This is a genomic window from Scytonema hofmannii PCC 7110 (genome assembly GCF_000346485.2).
Classification (GTDB): domain Bacteria; phylum Cyanobacteriota; class Cyanobacteriia; order Cyanobacteriales; family Nostocaceae; genus Scytonema; species Scytonema hofmannii.
Genome location: NZ_KQ976354.1, coordinates 490568 through 517071 on the forward strand (window position 1 = coordinate 490568; position 26504 = coordinate 517071).

Genomic DNA, 26504 nt, shown 5'->3' on the forward strand with positions numbered 1-26504 from the left:
CTTTGGTTTTATCCTAAAAAGTTAGGAGATAAATTTTCCTCTTTCTCAAAGTAGAGATAAAAAATGACCATCCTTTTGATAGAGAAGGGTTAGTGGATAGTTGTTAGTTGTTAGTGGTTAGTGGTTTTTGACTACTAACCACTAACCACTAACCCTACATTTCTGTGCAGATGGTAGAGTTTTTAGCCCTAACTCTGCTGTTTCATATAGCCGACTAAATTCTCTTTCATAATGTGCAGCAACAATGGAATTTTTGATGAACACTAAAGTTTCATCGTTAAAGTAATTTCCTGAATTAGACCAATTATGACTTCCGGCGATCGCTAATACTCCATCTAAAACTGCCATCTTACTATGCACTCCACGATCGCCTACTGGTCCTGTAGGAAAACCTACAGTCGTTATAGGACGCTTCCAAGGTTTCACTTTGATAAAACGACTGCTTTTATTAGCCAGAGGACAAACACCCATTGCATCATATGCTTTGGAATATGGTTGTCTAAAAAAATCTGGGTCCACCAGCACTTTGATATCTTCAACTCCGCGATCGCGAACTTCACCAAGAGTATCGCTTATTTTTTGGTCTGAATACACAAACACGGCAATATGTACGCTTTTTTGGGCTTGTTGTATATAAGAAGCAATGATTCCATTACTCGTAGTTGTAATATTGTCTTTCTTCCGATTTGGAGAGAAGTTGACTGCGATCGTTCCATTGCCTACCGGAATTGTGATCGGGCTTCTTTTAGGTTTATAAAATTTAAACACTCCCTGCCACATATAATTGAATTCTTCAGTAAAAATGTTGGCAATTTGTCTGTTGTCTGGAATCACAACCATGTTATTAGGATTCCCCCGACTGTCTAAATTTCTAAAGTCCCCGTGAAGGTCAGAAGTTGTCAGATTACCGCTAGATACTACCGTGGTCTTGCCATCCACAACAACAAATTTGTGATGCATGAGTCCACTGCCTTTGGGCGCACGAGTAGATCTATCGTCTTTTATCTCAATTCCACTAGTCCGTAACATAGCCAAAGCATCAGCAGGATATCGCTTTAATTCTTCATAGGCTCGCTTGTCATGAGGATTCATCTTGGCTATTTCTGCTGCTGTATAATCAGCTATAGTCTTGTTATATTTGCTGTCTATTAATACCCTCACTTTGACTCCGCGTTGATGGGCAAGAGTTAAGGCTTCTACAACTTTCGGAAGCCTTAATTCCATCACAGCTATGTCTACAGTTAATTGTGCTTGACTAATATTATCAATAATTTGCTGTTCTAAATTATCACCTTTACGAGTAAAGTGTCTGTAAGGGTCTTTGTAAGAGGAAACTGGATTTTGGTTAAAATAAACTTTAACAGCAGGGTCTTGAGGAAGCGGTTTAAGAAGTGTTTCCTTTGGTGAAGGCTTAAGACTGTTAACTAATACAAATCCACCAATTAACAGTAATAATAGAAAAGATATATTTCTGAAGAGTTGTTTGTGTTTTTTAGAAGCTAAAAGACTCAAGATAAATTTCATGGTATGAAGAGGATAATAATTGCATAATTGTCACCCTGTTAACATATTGACTAAGACCTTTACTAGTATTGTTTTAAACAACAAGAATCACAAGACGGCAATTGCGGAAGTTAATTTAGTTTTCTTGCGATCGCCGTCAGTAATTACACTACCCAGTGACCAGTAGTCAGTGACCAGTGACCAGTGACCAGTAACCAGTGACTAAAAATCTATCTGTACGCTTACGAACTGATGCCCAGAGGTGGTAATAATTGGGCAAATGAAATATATAAGCTCAAAATAAAAAGAACTAGCTGCTCAGTTATGTGTATTCTCGCTTAATAAAGTTATGCAAATTTATCTTGACTACAGTGCAACAACTCCCATTTGTCCAGAAGCTCTAGCTGCCATGCAAGCAGTTCTTACCCAACAGTGGGGTAATCCTTCTAGCTTGCATGAATGGGGACAAAGGGCAGCAACAGTTGTGGAACAAGCAAGAATGCAGGTTGCTGGTTTGATTAACGCTCGTCAGCCTGAATCTATTGTTTTTACTTCTGGAGGTACTGAATCGGATAATCTAGCAATTATGGGTGTTGCCCGTCTGTACACTCAACCCCAACACATCATTATTTCTAGTGTTGAGCATTCTGCTATTGCTGAACCAGTACGATTGCTGGAGTTATGGGGTTGGCAAGTGACTCGTTTGGGAGTCGATACTCAAGGAAGCGTCAACCCAATGGATTTGGAGGCAGCATTACGAGACAATACTGTATTGGTGTCAGTAGTTTACGGCCAAAGTGAAGTTGGCACTGTACAACCAATTGAGGAATTAGCTCGTATTGCTCGCAGTGCTGGTGTTTTGTTCCATACAGACGCAGTGCAAGCAGTGGGACGGTTGCATATAGATGTACAAAATTTACCTGTGGATTTATTAAGCCTTTCAAGTCACAAAATTTACGGACCCCAAGGGGCTGGGGCATTATATGTACGTCCTGGTGTGGAGTTAGTACCAGTACTATGGGGTGGGGGACAAGAACAGCGATTGCGTTCTGGTACTCAAGCAGTCCCTGCGATCGCGGGATTTGGAGTGGCTGCAGAATTAGCTGCCCAAGAAATGCCCACAGAAATACCTCGGTTAATGAAATTGCGCGATCGCTTGTTTGCCCAACTCACTGACATTCCCGGTTTAATTCCTACAGGCGATTTGACAAACCGATTGCCCCACCATGTGAGTTTTTGCCTGGAATACGCCGATGGGGAAAAGCTGAGTGGAAAAACTCTGGTAAGACAAATGAATTTAGCTGGTATTGGTATCAGTGCTGGTGCTGCTTGTCATAGTGGTAAACTCAATCCTAGCCCGATATTATTGGCAATGGGATATCCAGAAAATATAGCTTTAGGCTCTATCCGTATGACCTTAGGACGTGAGACGACTGAACTTGATGTAGATTGGACGGCAATGGTACTGAAGCAAGTTTTGGAAAGATTGGCACCACACTTCTCTTAAGAAAAACAGTCGTAAAATATTTATACAAGTTGGGTATTGGGTTTTTCCCTAACCCCTGACCCCTGACCCCTATAAGGTATCCTATGTTCTGCCCAATGTTAATTGACTGTAAAATTATGACTGGGGTAATTTATAATTGTCCCAATTTGTCAGAATGCTTGCGCAATACTCGCCTCAATCGAATGCAAGCACTGTTACTTTATTTTTTGAATAAGGGAGTTAAACCCGAAGACATTAAAGTTGATGGCAAACCATTACAAGTTAGTGAAATTTTGACTCAACTATCTTCACTTAACCCAAGCGATTTTACTTGCAACAGAGATTATCAAACGAGAGATAATATTGTCTTTGAAACTTCTCTACAATGGGAAGAGGTATGTGGAGGTGCTAAAAATTTTTACAATCTCACTGTTGAACAATTGCAACAGTTAGTTGATTTAGGATTTGCATCACCAATTGAAAGACAAAACTTTTCTCCAGCTATTTGCGAATTCTTGACATTTGGTCGCATTCAAAAGGATAGAGGATTTATCTTTACTTTTGAGGGGTATGTGATTAGCCCTTTTCGTGAAGATTATCGGGTAAGTATTGATGGAATTGTTTTTAATGGGATTGTTTCACAGGAATTAATTGACGATTTTCAAGCATTTATCACCTCACCGGATGAGCTTGATATTAAACACAATTATCTGCGTGCTTGGTGGGATTGACAGTGACCAATGACCAATGACAAATGACATTTAAAAATTGGGAAGTTTTTGAACGATTGCACAATGGTATCCTTCCCCGTTAAACTCTATATAATTAACAATAACTTCTACTTTGATAAGCTGACCATCTTTAGATCGATGGAGGGTTTCAACGGTTGAACAGCCTTTTTGTTTGGAGTTTTGCCAATGCGATCGCCAAATATCTCTTGAAAAATTTGGATCTAGATCGGGAACAGTCATGGTTAACAATTGTTCGCGAGTGTAGCCCAAATATTGACTGGCTGCTTCATTAACATAAATAAGTCGGGCATTGGAATCTACAAAATAAATGGCATCTTTAAATTGGTCTAGATAAAACTGGGAAAGGTACAGTGCTAACTCTGCTTTTTGGCGATCGCAAATTTCTTGTTGTAGGCGAGTATTTTGCTCGGTGAGTTGCTTTTGCAACCTTCTAATAGTCAAACTATTTTCTACACGAGCAAAAACTTCCTCCTCGCTAAATGGTTTAGTAATGTAATCAACACCACCCACAGCAAAAGCTTTCACCTTATCAAGAACCTCATCCAAAGCACTAATAAAAATGACCGGAATCTCGCAAGTGAGGGGTGATGCCTTGAGGCGTTGGCAAACTTCATAACCATTCATATCCGGCATCATAATGTCAAGTAAAATCAAATCTGGTGGGGCGGCTTGTGCTGTCTTTAAAGCGGTTTGCCCGTTAATCACTCGGCGAACTTCATACCCAAGTTGAGTGAGCATGGCGGATAGAAGTCGTAGATTATCCGGTGTATCATCTACAACTAAAATATTTGCTTTTGGCGGTTGCTCTTGACGATAGTTCATCTTAATCGACTTGTGTTAGATCTATGATCTTATCAATCCGGAAATTTTCAACCAAGTCAACTAAGGAATTTGCAAGAGTTGCATATTCTTCTGGGATTTGTTCGAGCAAGCTAAAAATTTGCTTCTCATCAGTGCAAAGCGCAGCTTGATGAAGTTGTGCTATCCACTCAGGAGGCATAACTCTCAGGGATGAAGGTTCAAGGGTAAAGGATGAAGGTGTTGTTTGATCTTTTCTACTTTCGACTTCATCCTTGACATCATAGACATAACGTACTCCTAAAAACTGAGCCATCTTTTCTAGAATGACTTCTTCCCGGAAGGGCTTGCGTACAAAATCATCGCATCCTGCAGATAAAACTACAGCTCTTTCCTCATCAAAAGCACTTGCTGTCAGAGCAATGATGGTAGTAGCTTGACCTCTTAAATGAGCTTTGATTCGTTTAGTTGCTTCATATCCATCCAAAACTGGCATCCGCATATCCATTAAAATCAGATGCGGTTCCCAAGTTTCCCATAAATGTATCCCTTCTAGACCATTTTCTGCTCCCCGCACCTCAAAGCCTAAAGATGTTAGCATTTGGAACAAGAGGTGGCGATTCTCCCATTTATCCTCAACGATCAAAATTCGGTATTTGGGCTGATTTGGTGCTACAGCAATAACGCGCCGTCGTTTTTGTTGAGGTTGAGTTTCCAGCCTTTCCATTGGGGAAATTTGTAGATCAAAGGAAAAAATGGTTCCGCGATCCAACGTACTGCTAACAGCGATATCACCTCCCATAAGATGCACGAATTGTTGGCTGATAGTTAAACCCAAACCTGTCCCTTGCTGGGATTTTCGACCAGTTTGTGTCTGAACAAAAGGTCTAAACAGTCTCCCCATCTCAGATGGTGCAATTCCAAGACCCGTGTCTTCTACTTCAAAATGAAGTTTACGAGTTGTCGAGACTGGTCTTGGTGCGTCTATACCCGATTGGGGAGTCAGTTGGTTTGTTTGTCCATTCCCCATTTTCACACGAACCGCCACACCACCTTCTTCAGTAAATTTAATTGCATTACCAATCAAGTTAATCAAAACCTGGCGCAATTTGCTTTCATCTGTTTGCACATATCTGGAAACTTCAGGGTAGCGATCGAATATCAGCTTTAAACCTTTAGATTCTGCTTTTTGTCGAAACATCTCTTCTAAAGAGTCAAGCATACCGTACAAGTCAAAACCATTTTCATTCAGTGTTGTTCTGCCCGCCTCAATTTTGGACATGGACAGCACATCATTAATTAATGTTAACAAATGCTCGCCACTGCGGCTAATAATCTCAAGTTGTTCGAGTTGAGAAGAGTGGAAAGATGGGTCGCGAGTCAACAGTTGGGTAAAGCCGAGGATTGTATTGAGGGGAGTACGGAGTTCGTGGCTCATATTTGCCAGAAATTCACTTTTGGCGCGGTTAGCTGCCTCTGCTTCATAAGCTTTTTGTTCCAATTTGCGACTGTAATTTTCTAACTGCTGTCGAGAGATTTTTAATTGTCGTGTCAGCCAATAAACCCCAATCAAGAGGAAACCCACTGATATCAGCCCGACTAACACAATTGTTCCTGCCAGTTGACGTGCAGGCAAAAAAGCTTCTTCCTGCTGCATTTCTATTATAAGAGCAAGGTCTTGATCGTTCAGCCAACGGTACACCCCAATCACTGGCACGTTAGCATAGTTGTTATATAAATCCTCCCCACTGATGCCATTCATAGCATCATCTATACCTTTACTGCTTACACCCTCCGGATACTCTTGTGTATTGGAGTATTCTTTAGAGATAAAAGTATTTTGCGTGATGAGCGAGCCAACTAAATAAGTTTCACCACTTTTACCCAAACCTTTTCGTTCTCGAACAATTTGGTCGATTCGTTCTAAATTTAGATGGGATAAAATCACTCCTTGGCGCATTCCCTTAGCATCGCGAAGAGGTGCGGCTAAGGTGACTGATGGTTTATTGGTATCAGCAGAAACGTAGAAAATTGGATCGAAAGAATTGCCTGCTTCGACTGTTTCAATATATGTAATACTAGCTAAAATCTCGTACTCATTTTTACGCCACTCGGTTGTGGATAAAATCACTTTATTTGTGCGGTCGATAATAAAAACTTCTTTAAAATTTGGTTTGAGTTTAACAACATTCTTTAAATATTCAGAGAGGAGAGCGTGAGAAATTTTATATTTTAGGTCAGTTGTTGGGCGATTTAAGAGTACCTTGACGTTTGCTTGTACGTCTGGAAACTGAGTGACAAGCAAAAAATCTCGCTGTTGATCCTCAAACCAACGAGTAATTTCTCCTTCTTTAAGGGTTGCAGTCACGCGCAACCGATTGAAAGCAGCCGCTTTTAGCGCCTCCCTCGCTTTAAAAAAGGCGACGCTTCCCACAACACCGACAGTAAATAAAGATAAAATTAGAAAGGAACTGGCGACTTTGGTGGTTAGGTGCTGATTCCAAGAATTCATAAATTTACGGATGCCTTTGTTGCTTCTGCTACCCAGACGTAAAACCAGATAACTAAATCCTGGAGTATCTTGGAGTAAAGCGTTGTTTTATTTCATGAAGTATCTTTCACCAATTCAAGCACAAAAACTCTACGGTTATCACCCAAAAACTCTGGCTAATTGGGCGGATGAAGGAAAAGTTGAGTATATCCGCACACCAGGTGGACAAAGACGCTACTTAGCTTCGTCCCTAGAATCTAGAGTACAAGCCAAACCTATTGAAAGAACCGTTCTTTACTGTAGAGTATCTACCCAATCACAAAAAGTTCTGCTTGATACTCAAGTTATCGAATTATCCAGACGCGCACCTGATTCCGAAGTCATTAGAGAAATAGGGTCAGGAATGAATTTCAAGCGGAAAAAGTTTATGGCATTGATGCAACGAGTGGCCTCAAGAGAGGTCACACAGATAGTTGTCGGGCATAAAGACAGGTTGTGTCGTTTCGGTTTTGACTTTGTGGAATGGTTTTGCAATATCAACGGATGCAAAATCACAGTACTGGGAAAAACCGAACTGAGTCCTCACCAAGAGTTGATGCAAGACTTTATGGCTATTATGCACTGTTTTAGCTCGAAGCTTTATTTTCTGAGAAAATACAAAGAAAAAATTTTTAACGACCCAGAAAAACCGGAGTGAAATGGGGTATAATGGCAAGAGGTCGAAACAAAGCAGTAAAATTATGGCACTAAAACGCAAAAAAGGTTATTCAATCGAATCTAAAACAGCACGCTTTACATTGAAGCGTGATGGGATTGACTTGGATGAAACAAAAGAAGCTTTTAACGAATTGGTGTCATTTTACTTCGCTGTTGTCGCCACCCACCCAGAAGGCACAGATAAAGCCAACGAATACTACAAGGTGTATGAGGGATTAACTTTAGGCGAAAAACCTCAATATCCTTTACCTTTCGATGCTCCATCTGTGTTTCGCCGTGCAGCCATCAAGAAAGCAATTGGAGCGTACAAATCTTGGAAAACTCATTATGACAAGTGGTCATCTCGACCACCGCGACACAGAAAACATCGACCGCCAGTGCAGCCACGTTCCTTTAACTTCAACCCAGTATTTTACTCTGGTATGTGGAAAGAGGATACGGGCAATAGCATTATGCTGAAAGTTCGTAGAAATCATGCCTGGATTTGGATGAAGTTCCAATATCAAAGCTACGACTTTGGAGCGGCATGGTCCAAGGTATCACCAACAGTCACCTTAAAAGGTGGTCAAGCATACTTAGACTTCACTATCGAAAAATACGTACCAGCAACAGGAGGATTAAAAACTGTCATTGGGCAGTCAGATTTACGTATCTGTTGTGTTGATTTAGATTTAGATGGAAACATCGCTACTTGCACTGTTCTAGAAACCGACGATAACGGGGTTGTACACGAAATTAGCCGTATGACTGTATCCGGTCATGCAGCCCATGTCAGTCGTAGGAAGAGGGATTTAGGTCGGATTGCACGTAAGATGAACCAAACTGGCTCCTTTGACAAAGGCTTTGCTAGCACCTTATTTGCCAAGATATCTCGTCGAGAGCGCAATGAAGGCTTTAGAATAGCCAACGAGATCGTGGAATTTGCTCACCGTCATGGCTGTAAAGTCATTGTTTTCGAGCATCTTGGCAATCTAAAACCCAAGCGGGGCAAGTATTCAAAGCGTTCCAATCAAAAGAGAGCGTATTGGCTTAAAGGTAAGGTTGTTGATCGTGTTCGTCGCATAGCTTATCAACGCTATGGTATCCTCACGGCTAGAGTTAATCCTAAAGATACTTCTCGGTTGTGTGCTGTGAATGGAGTAGAAGTTTGGAGAGGAAATCATTACTTACCGACCCTCTTAGAGTTCTGTCAACCTTACCAGTATGGCGGAAAGTGTTTTGCCACCGTAACGGGGCAGCGCGGAAGTTCAGCCTTGAACGCAGCACGTAACGTTGGGTTGAGGTTTCTATCTCGTAGATTTGATAAGCCAACACTCGCAGTAGAGAAGGCTGGCATCGTCCGAAAAGCCATGCCTGTAAAGGCAGGGTGTGATAAGGTTGCAAGCAAAGTCGGTGGCTAACCGTACCCCAATCTTATCACGGGTGTTGTGTAAACGCCTCGTGGTTCTCTCCTACCATCCTACGCTTATCCGGTTTGCTCTACGAGCATTGATTCTAGGTAACGCGCTCACAGAGGAGAGCAGAAATGAAAAGTTATAGTTGACCCCGGTTGACTCCGCTTTTTGCTTACACAAGTAAATTGATTGATTTGATTGGTAAAAACAGATCTTTATTACAATACCTTCGCCAAAAAAAACAGGGCGTTTTGTAGTAGAGTTGTTGTTTACCACAACGACAACTCCAATTCTACAAAACGCCCACTTAGATATACTAACACTTCTTTTAAGCTGGCATAGGCTTTAAAACTTTTCACTTTATTGCTAACAACACAAAAAAACCCCAATACCTGAAACTGCATTACAGCATATGGGGGATAGTAGTCCAGTTCGTTTGCTTTTACATACTATGAGTTTGCACACTAATCATGATTTGGGTATTGCATGAAACAATAATGAAAAAAACATGAGATTATTCTCATGACCTATCAAAAAAATTTGAGAGTGCGATCGTTCTTCCGTTGAGAGTGGGGGATCTGTGCTATAGCAATTCTACTTCTTGCAAGCGTTCGATTAAGCGGTAATGGGCATCTGGAAATTCCCTCAAACGCTGAAGTCGGGTATGGAAATCAACCATTGCATCATATGGCATTACCAAAAGCTTTAATCCGATCGCGTCTGGGTCAACGTCAGTCTCTATGTCACTTGCATCATGCTTAATAGAATTTGTCGCTTTAGTCACCTCAGCAATGAAGCCAAGCAACTCGCACTGCTTACCTCTCAGTACCTTAATTATGAAATTTAGTTCAGATCTTGAGAAATATTCTTTTCTGTAAGTTATATAAGTTTGATACATACGTCTATACGTAAGGTTAACAACTTAACTGTAATTTTATTTTTTTTTAATTGTTTTCTGTAAACAAAAAATATATTCTGTGCAGGAAAACATTGAAAAAACTTACTGATTTTTTAACGGCATGACGATTATTTTGAGGCGGAATTTTCTGTGCATTTGACGATATAACAACAGTATAGTCGTCAAACAACGCTTTTGAACAGTAATCGAAACCGAAAAAAATAAGTGACTTATTTCTAATTTTTTTCGACTTTAAAATTGCCTCTCTCAGAGGAGATTTTAAAAGGAGCTTTTGCTCTATTAGTAAGCACAACGAAGTATTTCAGTACACAGATAAAAGCTCGATTTTTGATTGCAGTTGCCCTAAGTCAGAACGGGGAAATTATACCTTATAAAAGTTTTAAAACATCCCCTTATGGTATGGAGCGATCGCGCACAAAATTGATATAACATGATGACCAGAAAATATTTAGCGTAATTCTCAGAAGGAAACAATGATTATTTCTGACTTGAACTTTTGTGAAGCCGTAGAATTTCCCAACCAAATTCTTGGCGGAGCAACCGCTATTGCTATCGGTGATGCATATGCTTATCCAGGTGGCGCTGAAGCTATAGGATCTGCTTATGCTGAAGGAGATATCACTTACACTAATGCTACTACTCATGTCTCTGTTAAGGAGAAAAAAAATGTGATCCAAAGCAAGGCGAAGGTAAAAGTGGATGCTTTGGCTATAGATGAGAATGGTGTTGCTAAGGCAAAAATTCGTGATAATGACGTTTACGTTATGCACATATAATAGTTAACACAAATGAGAAATTTAACATTGCGCCTTATTATCGCTCTTTCATCACTAAGCGCGAGAGAATAATTGAGGCGATTGGAAGTCGCGGCTATACAAACGTTAGTCCGCCTATGCGGACTTACGCATTGACAGAAAACGTCAGATATGAAGTGAGCATATTTAGCGCCTCAACGTTTGATTTTTTAACGAATAAGAACCAACATTACCAACCGTAGGGGCGCAAGGCATTGCGCCCCTACAAGTCTAAAACGACCATTATTCGTTGATGCATATAACGGTTAATTTGTACAGTGCGTAAGTTCTAGTATCACCTTTGCAAACTACGGGGATCGAGGGCGTCCCTCAGCCCATCACCCAGTAAGTTGAAAGACAACACTGTCAGAATAATTAAAATTGCTGGAGGCCAGATCAACCAAGGTTGTAATACCAGAATAGAAGCATTAGTTGCCAGAGATAACATATTACCCCAAGAAGGATCTGGCTGTTGAATTCCCAATCCAATCAGACTGAGTACGGCTTCTGCTCCAATGAAACTAGGAATAGCTAGGGTAGCAGAGATAACAATATAGCTCGCAGTTTGTGGCAGTACGTGACGAAGGATAATGTAAAGCGGTTTGCCTCCCATCGCTTTGGCTGCTTGGACATATTCTCGCTCTTTAATTGAAAGCACCTGTCCGCGAATAACCCTTGCTAATCCCGCCCAACTGATAAAGGAAGTAATGACGACAATGAGTAAAAAGCGTTGGGTATTAGATATACCTGGTGGTAAGACTGCTCCTAAAGTTACCAAAAGATAAATGCTGGGGAAAGTCATCAGCACTTCCGATAATCGCATGATGACACTATCTGTCCAGCTACCAAAATATCCAGAAATTCCACCTATAATTAGTCCCAAGGGAAAGGTCAGGAGAACTCCTATAATACCGATAAACAGGCTGATTCGACCACCGACAAGCAAACGACTTAACTGATCGCGTCCTTGGTCATCCGTACCCACAAGGTTGAACTTTGCCTCACCGTCAGCACCGAACAAATGCCAATTTAAGGGGATACCGGGAATGATATCTACTTCTTCCCATTTAGGCGGGAGGGGTACGCTTAACTGAAATAAACGGTAAGTAGAACCTTGTACAAACAGCCGCAAAGGTGAAGGCTTTTTGTAGTTTACAATTAGTTCGCGATCGCCTGTTTCTAAATTTGTTTCTCCCTGAGTTGTGGGATAAATGTGAGGACCGATAAATTGTTTTGATTCTTGAGAAACCCAATAAACGCGAGTTGGTGGCAATAGAGAACCATTGGGTTGAGAAGCATAGGGGTCATAAGGGGCGACAAAGTCAGCCGCAATAACTAGCGTATAGAAAATCAAGAGCACAATTGCCCCAAATTTCGCTAAAGGATTTTTCTTAAGTCTGTGCCACCAATTCATAGGGTTAGGGAGTAGGGAGTAGGGAGTAGGGAGTAGGGACTAGTTTTGTAGGGTTTCGATTATATATCATTATGGACTCAGAAATTTCTCATCATTTATTTTTCTCATTCCTCACTTCTTCCTAAACCCCCTATCCCCTATGCACGAAGTTTCTCCATTAAATACAAGTTATCTTCTTGAGATTTTTCGTGTTCTATAACAAACACGTTAGAGTAAAGATTAGCAATGATTTGTTTGCCTTGCTGTGTTAGAGAAAGGTAACGTAATGCATCGCGAATGTATTGATAGACCACATTCCAATAAAACTTGGCGTAGTTTTTGCGTAAGTCGGCAGGGTTTTGGTAACCCAATACCTTATTCATACCAGTTTCTTCAAACTCGTAAAACAAAGAAGTAATCTTTTTTAAATAACGGGGATCACTTAACTGACCGATTAAATCAGCCCCACGCACCAATCCAGCAAAACTATGTGTATCTTGGTGGTCATCTACAGCTGGTACTGGGAAGCGAGTTAATTCAATATTTCTCTTGATTACCTCAGCATCTATCAGTTTGTGACCGCCAAAACGTTCATCTATAAAGAGTTTAGCTCTATCAACATGGTGTGGAGTGAGACTGGCATCAGAAGCACCAGGTGCTAGACTAATCATTTTCCCGTCTTTACCCGTAGCATACAAGCCTTCTTCATCGCGGTCTAGACGGCATACCCCTTTCACATAACCAATGTCATGGCAAAGTAAGGAAATCATAAAATGCAACCAGTCTTCACTGGAAACCCCACCTTCACGGATGTGTTTGCCACGTAAAATTTCTTGCCCTACTAAGGTCACTAAGATAGAGTGTTCTACGTTATGATACAAAGCATCGCTATTGGCAATATTTTCCAAAGCCATGTTACCCGCCCAAGCTATGATATCTTGGTAGTCGTGCTTATAACAGCCGTAAGTGCGAGTGTATCCTTCACGAATTTGCTCTACAAAGGTGTCTATTAAAATCTCAGTTGCATTAAACATAGTAACTGCTCAATTTGATAAGAATTATTTATTCTTTTTCTTAATTTTTCATAATTAGGCGATCGTTCCGGAGGTTACAGGTAACCCCTTGAACGCTCTTATGGAACGGATTCGCAAGTGGGTTGGCAAACAGCCAGATCACTAGTAAATCTTTCTGACTTTAGCACAGCAATAAAGCAGTGACCAGTGACCAGTGACCAGTGACCAGTGACCAGTGACCAGTGACCAATGACCAGTGACCAGTGACCAGTGACCAGTGACCAGTGACCAGTGACCAGTGACCAGTGACCAATGACCAGTGACCAGTGACCAGTTACTGGTCACTGCTAAAGATATGACTTTGGTCATGTGTATATTCCGAGGAATCACACAACCGAAAGCCGAAGTAATACGTCATATTTAATGTACAGCAATCATTTTTAAACTTTCTTAAGCAAAGCTGCTTATAGTGGTTTGGCAGAAAGCGGAGGCATCAACTGTGGGTGAAGAGAGTTTGTCAGAACTAGAACTGGAAGCACCAGTGATGGCGGAAGACGCCAAATGGGAAGAGAAAAAAACGGTGGAAAAGCGGGGAAACCCTTGGCTAGTACCGTTGTTAGTGGGTACGGGATTGGGCGTTGCTATCTCCTTTGGGGGAATGGGCGTTCTCAGCAATCGTTCGATGAGCCAAAAACCACCAGTTGCAAGTAAATTGGTGCCAGCCGCACCAAATATGACTGTTACTGTCGCCCTAGTCGAAACAACCCGTGTTGCCCGTACACTGTACACGACGGGGAGTGTAGCAGCACGCGACCTAACTCCGGTTTTGCCGCAAGCAAATGGTTTGCAAATCAAACAGATTCTTGTGAAGGAAGGAGAAAAAGTCAAAGCCAGTCAAGTGATGGCTGTGTTAGACGATTCTCTCCTACAAGAGCAAATTCGGCAAGCACAAGCGGAAGTAGAAGCAAAACAGGCGGATGTAGCATCCAAGCAGGCAGATCTCATATCGAAACGAACATCGGTGACATCCAGTGAAGCAGTTGTTGCTTCCAATCAAGCCATTGTGCAGCAAAAAGTAGCTGACTTGGCTCAAGCTAAAGCAAAGTTGAGAGAAGCGGAACTCAATTTCCAGCGCAATCAAAAACTGGCAAATGAAGGGGCAATTAGCCGCCAACAGTTTGATACTGCGACAACAAATTTGGCAACAGCAACAGAGGTAGTGCGCCTTGCTGAAGCTAATATCCGAAGTGCTCAAGCTAATGTTAAGAGTTCTCAAGCGAACATTGGTGGTGCATTGGCTGGTGTCAAAATTGCCCAAGCTAATGTCAACAGCGCCCAAGCTAATGTCAAAAGTAGTGCAGCTAGGGTAGAACAACTAAAAACTCAACTCAGACAAACTGTGGTTCGCGCTCCTGTCTCAGGAGTTGTGGCAGAAAAACTTGCCCGAGTTGGGGATGTGACGGGTGTACCGCCACAAACTCAAGTTGGAACTGTGGTTGGTGGGACACAAAAATTATTCTCAATTATTCAAGATGGTGAGTTGGAGTTACTTGCACGAGTTCCAGAAATTCAATTGCCACAAGTCCGAATTGATGCGCCCGTGCAAGTCACTTCTGATATGGATAGTCGGGTGAAATTGCAAGGAAAAGTTAGAGAAATAGAACCGATTGTGAATCAGCAAAGGCGTGAAGCAACGGTGAAAATTAATTTGCCTGCAACGACTTCTTTAAAACTAGGTATGTTTGCCCGTGCTGCCATTACCACCACAACGACAACGGGTATAGCTGTACCGCAAAAAGCCGTACTACCCCAACCTGATGGGAGTGTAGTGGTGTTCATCCTATCGGGTGAAGACGCTGTCCGCGCTCAAAAAGTAGAACTAGGAGAAGTTCTTATTGGTGGCAGAGTGGAAGTCAAAAGTGGATTGCAACCTGGCGATCGCATAATCATCCAAGGTGCTGGCTATCTCAAAGATGGCGACAAAGTTCGAGTCGTTAATGCTGGTGGTTAATTTCCTACTAACAACTAACCACTAACAACTAACCACTAACAAAACTTCTATGTCCTTCAACATTTCAGCTTGGTCGATAAAAAAGCCAGTTCCAACAATAGTATTATTCTTAATTTTGACGGTAGTGGGTTGGTTTTCCTTCCAATCTTTAGGGATTGATACCAACCCAAATATTGATGTTCCAACGGTACAGGTAAAAGTTACACAACCAGGGGCTGGTCCTGCGGAATTGGAATTCCAAGTCACAAAAAAAATTGAAGATGCGGTGGCTGGGTTGGGTAACATTGACGAACTGCGATCGACAGTTACTGATGGCGTTTCCACAACCACAATCAACTTTGTGTTGGGGACAAACACAGATCGCGCTACAAATGATGTTCGCAATGCTGTCTCTCAAATTCGTCAAAACCTTCCCCAAGATATCAATGACCCCATTGTGCAACGCTTAGAATTTGCTGGGGGTGCTATTCTCACCTACGCAGTCAGGTCTGATAAGCGTTCTGTAGAGGAATTAAGTAACCTTGTTGACCAAACCATCAGCCGTTCATTGTTAGCGGTTCGAGGAGTAGCACAAGTGAATCGGATAGGTGGGGTTAACCGAGAAATCCGGATTAATTTAGATCCCACTCGCTTACAATCTTTAGGTATTACTGCTACCCAAGTCAACGATCAGATCCGGGCTTTTAACATTAACTTACCAGGTGGACGTGCAGAACTTGGTGGTAGCGAACAAAATATCCGTACTCTCGGTAGTGCTGCTAGCGTACAAGTTTTAAGAAACTACGAAATTATCTTACCTGAAGGTGGTTCTGTACCCTTGTCTAGTTTGGGAACGGTAGAAGATAGCTACGGTGATGTGCGACAATCTGCAAGATTGAACAACAAACCTGTGGTCGCGTTCCAAGTGTTGCGAAGTACGGGCAGTGTTATGGTGACAGTGGAAGAAGGAGTCAAAGCAGCCGTCGAAAAACTGCAAAAAACTCTTCCTTCTGATGTTAAGTTGGAATTAATTTTTACCAGAGCTTCTTTTGTTAGGGAATCTTACCAAAGTACAATTGATGAATTAATCCAAGCTTCAATACTCGCAATACTGGTTATCTTAGTATTTATACGTGATTGGCGAGCAACATTAATCACGGCTGTGGCATTGCCACTCTCCATAATTCCGACCTTTGCCGTGCAATATGCCTTGGGTTATACTCTCAACAATATGACCTTGCTAGCACTTGCACTTGCAGTCGGTAACCTAGTAGATGATGCCGTCGTAGAAATTGAAAACATGGAACGGCACATGTCAATGGGTAAATCAGCAAAGCAAGCTGCATTTGACTCATCTGATGAAGTGGGTTTGGCTGTGATAGCAAGTGCGGCCACAATTATTGCCGTATTTCTACCCGTTGCTTTTATGGGAGGTGTTCCGGGTCAATTTTTCCAACCCTTCGGTGTGACTGTTGCCGTTTCTACCATCTTCTCAACCTTAGTAGCAAGGATGATTACGCCGATGATGGGGGCGTATTTGATGAAGGACAAGCATCCGAACAAACAAGGGAAAAATCAGAAGTTCTCCTCCTCCCGTCCTCGCTTCCAACCCTACAAATCCCTGCTCAGATTCGCATTGCGTCATAGATTGACAACGATGGGGATTGCCATAGCATTCTTCATTGCCAGTTTGATGCTTGTTCCTCTCATTCCTAAGGGACTGGTGGATGGCGGTGACATTGGAATTTCTATTATCTCCGCAGAACTCCCCCCCGGTTCTTCTTTGGAAGATACCAAACTCTTAGCAACCCAAATTACCAACCTTGTTAAGGAGAATCCCAATGTTTTGAGTGTGCTATCCACAGAAGATATCAATACTGCAACTCTCACTCTTCAGTTGAAGCCTAAAGAAGAAGGGCGAAAACTTTCCCAGATAGAGTTTGAGAAATCCGTGCGTCCTTTGCTAGAAAAAGTTCCAGGTGCAAGAATTGGTTTCCAAAGTGCTGGTTCTGTTGGTGGTCGCAAGGATTTAACCCTACTCTTACGCAGTGAAAACCCTGAAGCATTAACCCAAACCGCAGATGCGATCGAAAAACAAATGCGGGGAATACCGGGCTTGGTGGAGGTGTCTTCCAGTGCAAGTTTGGTGAAACCAGAAATTTTGGTTGTTCCCGATCCGCAACGGGCGGCAGATTTAGGAGTTTCGGTGCAATCTATTGCCCGGACTGCATCTCTTGCTACGATTGGAGATAACGATGCTAGTTTGGCGAAATATAATCTACCCGATCGCCAAATCCCAATCCGTATCCAAATTGACCCTAAAGCCCGTGAGGACATCACCACTCTCAAAAATCTTCAAGTTCCCACTTCCAATGGAAGTGTGGTGCCCTTAATTGCCGTTGCAGACATCCGCTTTGGCAGTGGTCCTGCAAGTATTAACCGTTTCGATCGCACCCGTCAAGTTTCTTTAGAAGCGAACTTAGAAGGAATTTCCTTGGGGGATGGTCTTACAGCAGTTAATCAACTACCAGCTTTGCAAAAGCTACCTCCGGGAGTCATGTTGCAAAACTCCGGTGATGCCAAGATTATGTCTGACATCTTCAGTCGTTTTGGTGGTGCATTAGGGCTTGCCTTAATGTGTATCTATGCGATTCTCGTTTTGTTGTATAACAACTTCCTTCACCCCATAACCATTATGGCGGCGTTACCCTTCTGTTTGGGTGGCGCGTTGGTAGGTTTGATGCTGGCACAAAAAGCTTTAGGAATCTATGCTTTGATTGGTATTGTGTTGTTGATGGGAATTGTCACAAAAAATTCAATTCTGTTGGTTGACTACACAATTATCAACATGGAGGAAGGAAAAACCCAACGTCAGGCACTCATAGAAGCTGGGTTGTCGCGTCTGCGCCCAATTATGATGACTTCATTGGCAACCATTGCAGGTACTGTTCCCTTAGCATTGGGAATTGGTGCAGGTGCGGAAGTCCGCCAATCAATGGGGGTTGCTATCTTGGGAGGTTTTACCACTTCCACTTTGCTAACCTTGGTGGTTGTACCCGTGCTGTTCTCCTATATTGACGACTTCCAAAACTGGATGCTGAATATAGTTAAATACGGTTTTGGGAGGAAGAAAAAGCAACGGCGAAATGTTGTTGAAGGCAATGGAGTGGTGAGGGATTTGCCCCCTGCTAACTCAAATTAGCCATTTTTCAATGAACCACACTGTGTTCTTGTGGTAATGTTCTTGTGATAATGTTCTTGTGGTACGGGCGTCCTCGCCCGTACATTTGAGTACAATTCAAGCAGGTTTCAGCAGTCGTGACAGTCATGTGTCATGAATTAATTTATTGTTATTCAGGAACTTGCACTAATGCAGCGATTAATACAGACGTATCGTACAGAATTTTCACAGACCCATTTTCCCTATCTGTTCTTGAATTCGTTCCTCTCGCATCTCACTAATAAACGCATTAATGTCAAACTCATTTAATTGCCCAGTTTCAATCACTAAAACACCGTGTTTGCGGTACAATCTTGGACGGTCGGAAGATGAAGCCAAAGCATTTTCCATGTTAAGAAGCAGTTCGGTAAAATTCTAATAATTCCTGTCTTGAGTAAACTTTTTGGTTTGAGTCATAAATAACACAATTCCATCGTTCTGCGAACCTATGGGCAAACTCAAACGCCATTTGTTCACTGCCTAATTTTTTACTAACATCAAGTAGGATGTGAGTCTGTGGACTAGCATTAAGCTGTTGCGTAATTAACTCAATTTCATCAGCATCAAAGTTTTTTAGCTCACTATTATCTAAAGCAATCCAAATATGGAGACTCCCCTTAGATAAACATCCATCATACAAAGGATCGGGATGTAACACTGCTCCTACTTGCTGCAAAAAATTCAGAAATTCCTCTTGCTTAATATCAGCACTGGAAATTAGAGAAATAGGTTCTGGCATAGATTATGCTCCTATTATAGACATTAATTCTAATAATTCCTCTTGAGTACGAACTACATAACCCTCGACATTGATGATATCTTGAGCCGGAGTAGATTTGTAATTAGGTGCATAGAGAATCACTGCTTTGCATAATGGATTTAGATCGGTATTTGATATTAGTTATTGAATTTGCTTTAACTTGCGGGAAGTCTGGGTGGTTACTTCGATGATAACGTTAGTTGTTTCTACATCAATTTCACCAATCGCTCCATTTAAACCCACTTCTTTATTGAAGCTTATTAACTCATATCCTGCTTGAATGATGGCATTAGCCACTACACCTTCTAAAACCTTTTTAGGATCGCCTGAGTTCAGTGCTTCGTTAATAACATCATTAAATGAGCTAACCATATTCTATATATAGTTCATTGTTGCTATCAGGGAATGGGTTGTGATTATTGAGATGTTGTAAAGAAATTTATCACATGCTAGCTGAAATTGAAAAACTGTGCTAACATAAGAGATGATTTAAATAAGAATGCAACCAATTGCGGGTGTAATTCAGTGGTAGAATGTCACCTTCCCAAGGTGAACGTCGTGGGTTCGAGTCCCATCGCCCGCTTCTTCAGGACTCTTTGGAAGATGTACAAAATTCATTGAAACAGCTTAAGCAACTACCAGAGAAGAAACATCAGCAAGCCGAGATTGAGAAAATAAAACGTCGTATCGTTAAGCTACAACAAGAAATTCAGGTTTTAGAGCAGTTGCGGCAGATGCTACAGGAAAATTATAGTAAATAACAAGGGCTAATACCTTAGTCATTGCAAATACTGTTCCCCTCCACGACGTAGACCACGTAAGCGTTAGAGGGATTTAGACCCAATACTGCTTGGTTAAGGGGGAAACGGACGAAATCTTGTTTTAGAGATAACATCAAATGTGGAACACTAGAGATTGAACGACTGGGAACTGCCATTTTACAGATGTCCCAAATTACTCTAAATATTTAATCGCTTTAGATCGGCAAATACTTAATGAAATTGTTTCGTAATCACTTACCACCTGACTGTCCACCAGAAGATGCAAAAGAAGCATCAGAGAATGTATATATGCTTGTAAATGATAATACTCCTAAGCCTGAGGACTTTCTCTCAAAACGCGAAAAGCATCGAGATAAGCCCCCCTTTGAACCGAATGACCGTGAGTGTCAAGCGTGTGGTTTATCTGTCTACACAGAAATATCTGACCTCTTAAACACTCGTTTAAGGCATCGTGGATTTCGTAAAATGAAACCAGCATTGGGTAAATTAACTTCTGAACAGGGAGTAATGAAGCATACTCCATCATTAGATTCACCATCTCATCATACTTGGTGGGTTGCCAATGATGCAACTCCTTGGAAAGTATTTCAAGTCATTAATGTTACTACAGAATCGGTTATGGAGTCATGAGCTTTCTACCACAAAATACTGACTTAGGTGAACTTTCAACCATTGAGATATACAGTTACTACAACGGACCCAGACTTTTTTCCTGTCAAAATTTAACGGGAAATATATACTTTGCACTTTGGATAGACGAGGAGGTAGATTTTGATTTATGGCTTTATGTTCTAATATCGCAGCAAAGATTTCAGGAAATTCGATCTGGAAAGATTGATTTACAAAATGCATTTCTAAAATCTGAGGACGGTTTTGTTTTTGAGGTAAAGATTTTTTTTGAGAATTCTGATGTAGTTAACTCTGTTCCTTGCGAAAAAATTGATAAAGACTGGCTACCTTTGCCTGATGACTATCTTCGATTGCCATCTAAAGATTTCTCTGGAGCCAACTTGAGCCGTTTCGATCTGAACAATGCTGATTTAAGTGCCGCTAACCTTAGTAAGACTAACCTGAACAGTGCTAACTTGAGCAATGCTAACTTGAGCAATGCTAACTTGAGCAATGCTGAACTGAGAGATGTAAACTTGAGTGGTGCCAACCTGAACAGTGCTAACTTAAGCTACACTGACCTGAGTTATGCTGATCTGGGCAATGCTAATCTGAGTTGTGCTGACCTAACCTTTACCAACCTGAAGGCGGCTCGCTTGAGAGGTGCTAACTTGAACGGTGCAGACTTAAGTTGTGCCAACCTAGGATTTGTCAACCTCGGTTATGCCACCTTAAGGGATGCCGATCTAAGCTATGCCGGACTAAACAGTGCATTCCTAAACAGTGCTAATCTTAGCGGTGCCGATCTCAGTGCTGTCGATCTCAGTGATGCCGATCTCAGTGATGCCGATCTCAGTGATGCCGATCTCAGTGATGCCGACTTGAGGGATGTAAAAATTAACAACAAAACAGAACTGGACGGTAAATGGCGTTTAGTCAGGAAAATTGTAAATACAGGAGCTGTCGGTCAAAACCTAAGAAATGTTGACTTGAGCAATGCCAAGTTAAACGGTACTGACTTGAGTGGTGCCAACTTGAGTGGTGCTTTTATAGAAAATGCTGACTTAAGTGATGCGAATTTAAGCGATGTTGATTTAAGTAATGCCAACTTAATTGGTGCGAAAATGAGCGGTACTAATCTCACAGGTGTGAAAGTGAAGGGTGCTATATTTGGAAATAATGTTGACCTTCCTAAAGATATGGAGCGCGACCTGGAGAAAAAAGGTGCTATTTTCAACGATTCTCCAGGTGACCGCTCTGAGGTTTTAAGTCGTCGCTAGGATTGCTGTCTTTCCTCCTGATGTTTCTTTATTGCTGCATCAAGTGCACCAATAATCTCATAAACTGAGCGTTCCCCGTGCCAGACCTGAGCAAAAATTTCCATCCCACGACGGGAAATAACACATTCATCAGGATCATTTGGGCGATCGGGGTGAGGCATGAGTTCGTTTTCTCCACCTGCCGCACAGACTAAATCAAGCATGACCTTATGGGTTTGTTCTGAGCTATCCAAATCATCAAGTTTCTTCATTATATGTACAATTCCCTGAATTCGCTCTGGATGAGCTTGTGCCACATGATTAAGCAGGATAGGAAATAGTTCAATCTGCGTTCTCTCTTGGAACCCACTTGTCATTACAGCCAAATATGTAGCTGCTTCGCTATCAGTAAAAGTTGTTAAACGAGCACTGACTCGTTGCAACAGCTGCTCAAGAAATGGCACCCCTAAATGTTCTTCTAAGGTATCTAGGGCATTAGGTATTATAGTGGTTTTCAATTCTGCACGAATCTTGGCTCTAAAATTTTCTGGGACATCAACTAGAAGTGCTTCACTGGCATTGTCGCTAAGTATAATTCCGCCTTGTGGATGAATGCTAAAATCCGTGCCTGGTGTGTACCCCTTCTCGACAAGCACTTGATAAAGAGCATTTGACGCCTCTTGCTTCATGTGCTCGTACCCCGTCTGCCCTAGCATAGTTTCATAGCACCACTTATAGTCTTCTGGCGGTAACGTAGGCAAAACTTCATTTATGACTAAATCTGTTGTACGGTCTATTCCCAATCTTAAATACAACTTTCCTATGAATTCTTGATACGCTTTTGAATTTTGACTGCTGATTATCTTGACAAGCAGACGTTTTTCTTTCTGAAGTCCGAATCCTTTCATTGTTTGCAACTTTTGATTTGATAATTGCGACAAACTATTATATCGTTAAGAAGTTTGCTGGTTTTAAATCTTACTTAATTTTGTAGTTTTCTGCATTTATAGGAATTTAGTTTTTTAGTTCTGATTCCCTAGCTTTCTTGATTGAATTTCCATACTTATTCATTTCAAAATCTCCATGATTTCATTACCCAATGCTGTGTAATCCTTCCATTTTATGGTGTGGATTATCTTTAACTTAGCATTGTTGGGTTCTTTTCCGTGTCATGGTCTAAAGTCCAGTTGGCGCGATCGCACGAATAAAGGAAATAGTAGTGTAAAACTTGTTACTTCAATTTTTGAAAAAAATTTTAGATCGCTTCGCTGCTCTGCGTTCACTCAGAGCAAAGAGAAAAAGGGCAAAGGGGAAAAAGCCTTATAGTATAAATCTTTTAGGTATAAGAGGTAAGTGCGAACTCATTTACGAATTGCAACATTTAATTTGCGAATGTACATATCTTTCCGTCTGTGGGGATAATCTCTCCTCCCATAGCGCGACTGTTCCGACACTTGGTTTACATTACATACTATAATTGATATTATGTAAACCTCAAGAGTGCAAGATTATGATTGGCGAACGCATTAAGATTGCCCGAAATAAAGCGGGTTTGTCTCTTCGCCAGCTCTCCGAAGCTATGCAGGGGAAAGTATCGCCTCAAGCAATCGGAAAGTATGAACGAGGCGAAATGCTCCCAAGCTCCGGTGTTCTACTTGCTCTTAGCAAAGCGCTTGGAGTATCTCTCACTTATTTAATGGATACTCAAGGTATCGAGCTAGGAGAAGTTGACTTCCGCTCCAAAAGCAATACGACTGTTAAAGAGCGTGCAAGAGTTAAAACTGAGGTTCTTGAATGGGTAGAGCGCTACTTACAGATTGAACAAATTCTTGATATGGGTAGTGCAGAATGGGAAATACCTATTGATATACCCTGTAAAATCAGTAATATTGAAGAAGCGGAGAAAATCGCTGATGAAGTTCGGAGCCAGTGGGGTTTAGGTTATGACCCTATCCCAAACATGACTGAGTTATTGGAAGAAAAAGGGATGAAAGTCTTCACAATCAACCTTCCAGAAAAAGTATCGGGCTTTACTTGCTCAATCAAACGCTCCAACAATCATTCAAATGTACCAGTTGTTGTAGTCAACAACCTATTTTCTCTTGAACGGCGTCGGTTAACCCTAGGACACGAGTTAGCTCATCAACTCATAGATTCTGAAAATCTTTCTAAAAAAGATGAGGAAAAAGCTGCAAATTTCTTTGCCGGAGCTTTTTTAATGCCACGAGAACACCTCGATCGTGAAGTTGGTAAGCATCGTAATTTCTTAGGTTACCAAGAGTTAATAAACCTGAAGCGACTGTACGGGGTTAGTGGAGCAGCGTTATTAGTTCGCCTCAAAGATATCGGAATTATTTCTGATGCAACCATAACATACTCTTTTCAATCAATAGCAAGAACTTGGAGAATGACTGAGCCAGAGGAACTTGAAACCATCTCTGAACGTGGTACAAAAGAACAAGCTTGGCGTTTTGAGCGGCTCTGCTATCGTGCGCTAGCAGAAGATTTAATTTCTTTGAGCAAAGCCACAGAGCTTTTGCGACAACCGATTCACCAAGTAGAGGCGGGACTCAAAGGACCAAGTGGTGCTTATTCAGGTTATTGTTAGTGACTCGTCTTGTCTGATCGATCTACGCAAAGTGTCCTTATTGGGCGCTCTTATATCTCTTCCTTATGAAATTACAATTCCAGATACTCTTTTCTACAATGAGCTAATTGAGTTGACAGAGTCTGAAAGAACAACACTTATTAACAGTGGTTTGAAAATTCTTGAAACACCGCCTACAGGGATCAGCCGAATCCAAGGAATTAGCCGTCAATTCCCAGCTTTATCAATTTATGACTGTTTTGCTTTTGCCCTTGCAGAACGCTTACAAAACTCAATTTTACTCACGGGGGACAAAACGTTACGAAGAATAGCAACTAATCATCGTATTGAAGTTCACGGAATACTTTGGGCAATTGATGAAATGTATAAAACTGCAACAGCAACGGTCAAGGAACTTTATGACGCATTGATTTTATTTGAAAAAGATCCAACTATACGTTTACCTAAAAAAGATTTAGAAAATTATCTTGAACGATATAAAAATATCTTATGAAAAGAAAACAAGATAATAGTAATGTCTATTTAATAACAACAAATTCCAGCCGTTTTCCAGTCAATGAACAACATTATGTTCTTGTGGAACGGGCGAGGACGCCCGTCCTTACATCCTGTATGGGCGAGGATGCTCCGCAGTCGCTACAACTCTGAGAACCCCCGCACGGCGCTGCTCTCCACCCTACTCTATGCGATCGTGAATGATTTAGGATTGCTATAGTCAGGGCAAAAGTCCAATTAGCAAGGCTATGGGTGCTGCAAGTAACAGCCACATAGTCCAGTACAAACCATGCTGTTGAGCAACTAACCCAAGCCCAAGGGGTAATAAACCACCAACTAAACCAAACAAATTGTTTAGCGTCATGACTGTACCACTTTGTCCGGGCATAGCTGTGTACAATTGCCCTTGGAGAATTGAGTACCAACCAGCGTTGAAGAAACCCAGCAAGCCGAGAATTACCAATTTGATATTTATGTTTGGTACAACCAAAAAAGCTGGGTAAAGACACAAGACTATCATGGCGCTTAATCTTAAATAATCTAATCCCCGCACCCGTTCTAGTAAAGGGATGAGTAAAAAATCTCCCACCAAGCCAAATCCCAGCCATACAGTTACAGCAAAACTTGTCTGCGTGTTGTTTGCACCAACCACATCAACAAAGTACAGTGCTAAAAAGCCTCTTAGAATATCCAACATTAAATCAGAACATTGAAGTAAAGTTAACCAAAGTAGCACTTTACGCCGTTTTAATGCGTTGATCGCATTCCGTATCCCATCTTTGAAGCCATGCATTGGTTCATCAATTGGGGAAGATGAAGTTGGAGTTGCTTTTCGATACTTCCACAGCATTCCCAACAGCAACACTGTCAGTACTGCTAATGTAAAAAACGCACTCCGCCAACTTTGATGTAATGCGGTTGCACAAGCTAAAACCAAGGGTCCAATTACATTTCCGAAAGAACCTGCTAATGTCCAACGTGCCATATTTTGCTCGTGGCGTGTAGGTTCGATGTCCATTAAGGTGGCTTGGGAAAGACTAACAAAACAGCCAGATGCTGGATAAAACAATACAAAGGCGGCTAATAACAATGAAAAGTTATGACTGAGGGAAATCAGCAGCAACGCGATCGCAAAACCAACGCCTCCACCCAAAATCAATTGCCGTCGCTGACCGATATCTCCCCAGATTCCCAAAATCGGCTCTATCAAGCTACTGATAGTATTGGGTATCGTCAGCAACATTCCTACTTGTACATAAGAAAGATGCAAGTCGTTACGAATCAATGGCCAAGCGGCTCCACGCACTCCATCAACAAGCTCGTCTAATAATTCGATGACCACGAAGATAATAATTAAAAAAATTACATTCCTAGCAGTTTTATTTTTACCATTCAATGGCATTGTATAATTCCCCCGTCCTCAAAATTTGATAACCAACGCAAAATCTTCACAGCGCTGGCTTTTGGAGGGGGAATCCACGAACAAAATTTTACGCCTTGTAAGGCGAATCGCTGGTGGGA

At 41.5% G+C, this 26504-nt stretch carries 25 protein-coding genes and 1 tRNA gene; 14 read left to right on the top strand and 12 right to left on the bottom strand.

Translation table 11 applies throughout. The features are described 5' to 3' along the window. Positions 1–141: 141 nt before the first annotated feature. A complete protein-coding gene (locus WA1_RS02130) occupies positions 142–1524 on the bottom strand; it encodes a phospholipase D-like domain-containing protein (protein ID WP_017741250.1) in 1383 nt (460 codons plus the stop codon). Positions 1525–1852: 328 nt separating this feature from the next. On the opposite strand from WA1_RS02130, the gene WA1_RS02135 reads away from it, so the two are divergent. After that, positions 1853–3010, top strand: a complete 1158-nt coding sequence (locus WA1_RS02135; protein ID WP_017741251.1) for a cysteine desulfurase family protein — start codon at positions 1853–1855, stop codon at positions 3008–3010. Between the two features lie 116 nt (positions 3011–3126). Then, positions 3127–3720 (top strand): hypothetical protein, encoded by a 594-nt coding sequence (locus WA1_RS02140; RefSeq protein WP_158516581.1) that lies wholly within the window; start codon positions 3127–3129, stop codon positions 3718–3720. 30 nt (positions 3721–3750) lie between these two features. Here WA1_RS02140 and WA1_RS02145 read toward each other — a convergent pair whose 3' ends face one another. Together WA1_RS02145 and WA1_RS02150 are read right to left on the bottom strand one after the other, a co-directional pair. Continuing rightward, on the bottom strand, positions 3751–4563 hold the full coding sequence (locus tag WA1_RS02145; protein ID WP_017741253.1) for a response regulator: 813 nt from the start codon (positions 4561–4563) through the stop codon (positions 3751–3753). A gap of 1 nt (position 4564) precedes the next feature. Continuing rightward, positions 4565–7051 carry a hybrid sensor histidine kinase/response regulator gene (locus WA1_RS02150; protein ID WP_017741254.1) on the bottom strand — a complete coding sequence of 829 codons (2487 nt, stop codon included), beginning with the start codon at positions 7049–7051 and terminating at the stop codon, positions 4565–4567. Between the two features lie 94 nt (positions 7052–7145). Here WA1_RS02150 and WA1_RS02155 point away from each other — a divergent pair, with 94 nt between their 5' ends. Beyond that, positions 7146–7727 carry an IS607 family transposase gene (locus WA1_RS02155; protein WP_017741255.1) on the top strand — a complete coding sequence of 194 codons (582 nt, stop codon included), beginning with the start codon at positions 7146–7148 and terminating at the stop codon, positions 7725–7727. Positions 7728–7770: 43 nt separating this feature from the next. Then, positions 7771–9147, top strand: a complete 1377-nt coding sequence (locus tag WA1_RS02160; RefSeq protein ID WP_017741256.1) for an IS200/IS605 family element transposase accessory protein TnpB — start codon at positions 7771–7773, stop codon at positions 9145–9147. A 577-nt stretch (positions 9148–9724) separates the two neighbouring features. Here the strand turns inward: WA1_RS02160 and WA1_RS02165 are convergent. Beyond that, entirely contained in the window at positions 9725–10039 is a 315-nt protein-coding gene (locus WA1_RS02165; RefSeq protein ID WP_017741258.1) for a hypothetical protein, read from the bottom strand. Between the two features lie 494 nt (positions 10040–10533). Between WA1_RS02165 and WA1_RS02170 the strand changes: the two genes are divergently transcribed. Next, positions 10534–10836, top strand: coding sequence for a hypothetical protein (locus WA1_RS02170; RefSeq protein WP_017741259.1), 303 nt, complete (start codon positions 10534–10536; stop codon positions 10834–10836). Between the two features lie 313 nt (positions 10837–11149). Here the strand turns inward: WA1_RS02170 and WA1_RS02175 are convergent, their stop codons facing one another. From WA1_RS02175 to WA1_RS52140, 3 genes are all read right to left on the bottom strand, one after another. Beyond that, positions 11150–12268, bottom strand: a complete 1119-nt coding sequence (locus WA1_RS02175; protein ID WP_017741260.1) for an ABC transporter permease — start codon at positions 12266–12268, stop codon at positions 11150–11152. Between the two features lie 137 nt (positions 12269–12405). Beyond that, positions 12406–13281 carry an Npun_R2479 family HD domain-containing metalloprotein gene (locus WA1_RS02180; protein ID WP_017741261.1) on the bottom strand — a complete coding sequence of 292 codons (876 nt, stop codon included), beginning with the start codon at positions 13279–13281 and terminating at the stop codon, positions 12406–12408. A gap of 141 nt (positions 13282–13422) precedes the next feature. Continuing rightward, on the bottom strand, positions 13423–13629 hold the full coding sequence (locus WA1_RS52140; RefSeq protein ID WP_081402814.1) for a hypothetical protein: 207 nt from the start codon (positions 13627–13629) through the stop codon (positions 13423–13425). Between the two features lie 130 nt (positions 13630–13759). Here WA1_RS52140 and WA1_RS02185 point away from each other — a divergent pair, with 130 nt between their 5' ends. Continuing rightward, complete coding sequence (locus tag WA1_RS02185) at positions 13760–15271, top strand: efflux RND transporter periplasmic adaptor subunit (RefSeq protein ID WP_026134434.1); 1512 nt, start codon at positions 13760–13762, stop codon at positions 15269–15271. 49 nt (positions 15272–15320) lie between these two features. Continuing rightward, positions 15321–18452: an efflux RND transporter permease subunit gene (locus WA1_RS02190; protein ID WP_017741263.1), complete on the top strand. Its 3132-nt coding sequence runs from the start codon at positions 15321–15323 to the stop codon at positions 18450–18452. A gap of 204 nt (positions 18453–18656) precedes the next feature. Here the strand turns inward: WA1_RS02190 and WA1_RS56530 are convergent, their stop codons facing one another. From WA1_RS56530 to WA1_RS02200, 3 genes are all read right to left on the bottom strand, one after another. Next, entirely contained in the window at positions 18657–18809 is a 153-nt protein-coding gene (locus WA1_RS56530; protein ID WP_158516582.1) for a hypothetical protein, read from the bottom strand. Between the two features lie 13 nt (positions 18810–18822). Continuing rightward, entirely contained in the window at positions 18823–19209 is a 387-nt protein-coding gene (locus WA1_RS02195; protein WP_017741265.1) for a hypothetical protein, read from the bottom strand. Positions 19210–19371: 162 nt separating this feature from the next. Next, positions 19372–19602, bottom strand: a complete 231-nt coding sequence (locus WA1_RS02200; protein WP_017741266.1) for a hypothetical protein — start codon at positions 19600–19602, stop codon at positions 19372–19374. Positions 19603–19741: 139 nt separating this feature from the next. On the opposite strand from WA1_RS02200, the gene WA1_RS02205 reads away from it, so the two are divergent. From WA1_RS02205 to WA1_RS62050, 4 genes are all read left to right on the top strand, one after another. Further along, positions 19742–19813 (top strand) — tRNA-Gly (locus tag WA1_RS02205). A gap of 34 nt (positions 19814–19847) precedes the next feature. Next, complete coding sequence (locus WA1_RS56535) at positions 19848–19991, top strand: restriction endonuclease subunit S domain-containing protein (RefSeq protein WP_158516583.1); 144 nt, start codon at positions 19848–19850, stop codon at positions 19989–19991. A 234-nt stretch (positions 19992–20225) separates the two neighbouring features. After that, complete coding sequence (locus tag WA1_RS02210; RefSeq protein WP_017741268.1) at positions 20226–20642, top strand: hypothetical protein; 417 nt, start codon at positions 20226–20228, stop codon at positions 20640–20642. Continuing rightward, complete coding sequence (locus tag WA1_RS62050; RefSeq protein ID WP_017741269.1) at positions 20639–21901, top strand: pentapeptide repeat-containing protein; 1263 nt, start codon at positions 20639–20641, stop codon at positions 21899–21901. Before WA1_RS02210 ends, WA1_RS62050 begins: the two co-directional genes overlap by 4 nt. On the opposite strand, the gene WA1_RS02220 is transcribed toward WA1_RS62050, so the two are convergent. Beyond that, entirely contained in the window at positions 21898–22788 is an 891-nt protein-coding gene (locus WA1_RS02220) for a hypothetical protein (protein ID WP_017741270.1), read from the bottom strand. The genes WA1_RS62050 and WA1_RS02220 overlap by 4 nt on opposite strands. A 602-nt stretch (positions 22789–23390) precedes the next feature. Here WA1_RS02220 and WA1_RS02230 point away from each other — a divergent pair. The 3 genes from WA1_RS02230 to WA1_RS56540 all read left to right on the top strand — a co-directional run bounded on the left by WA1_RS02230 (position 23391) and on the right by WA1_RS56540 (position 25203). Next, positions 23391–24488: an XRE family transcriptional regulator gene (locus WA1_RS02230; RefSeq protein ID WP_017741272.1), complete on the top strand. Its 1098-nt coding sequence runs from the start codon at positions 23391–23393 to the stop codon at positions 24486–24488. Further along, entirely contained in the window at positions 24466–24981 is a 516-nt protein-coding gene (locus tag WA1_RS02235; protein ID WP_017741273.1) for a PIN domain-containing protein, read from the top strand. Before WA1_RS02230 ends, WA1_RS02235 begins: the two co-directional genes overlap by 23 nt. A 63-nt stretch (positions 24982–25044) precedes the next feature. Beyond that, positions 25045–25203: a hypothetical protein gene (locus WA1_RS56540; RefSeq protein ID WP_158516584.1), complete on the top strand. Its 159-nt coding sequence runs from the start codon at positions 25045–25047 to the stop codon at positions 25201–25203. Here WA1_RS56540 and WA1_RS02240 read toward each other — a convergent pair whose 3' ends face one another. Continuing rightward, entirely contained in the window at positions 25204–26385 is a 1182-nt protein-coding gene (locus WA1_RS02240) for an MFS transporter (RefSeq protein ID WP_017741274.1), read from the bottom strand. It abuts the gene before it with no gap. Positions 26386–26504 lie beyond the last annotated feature (119 nt).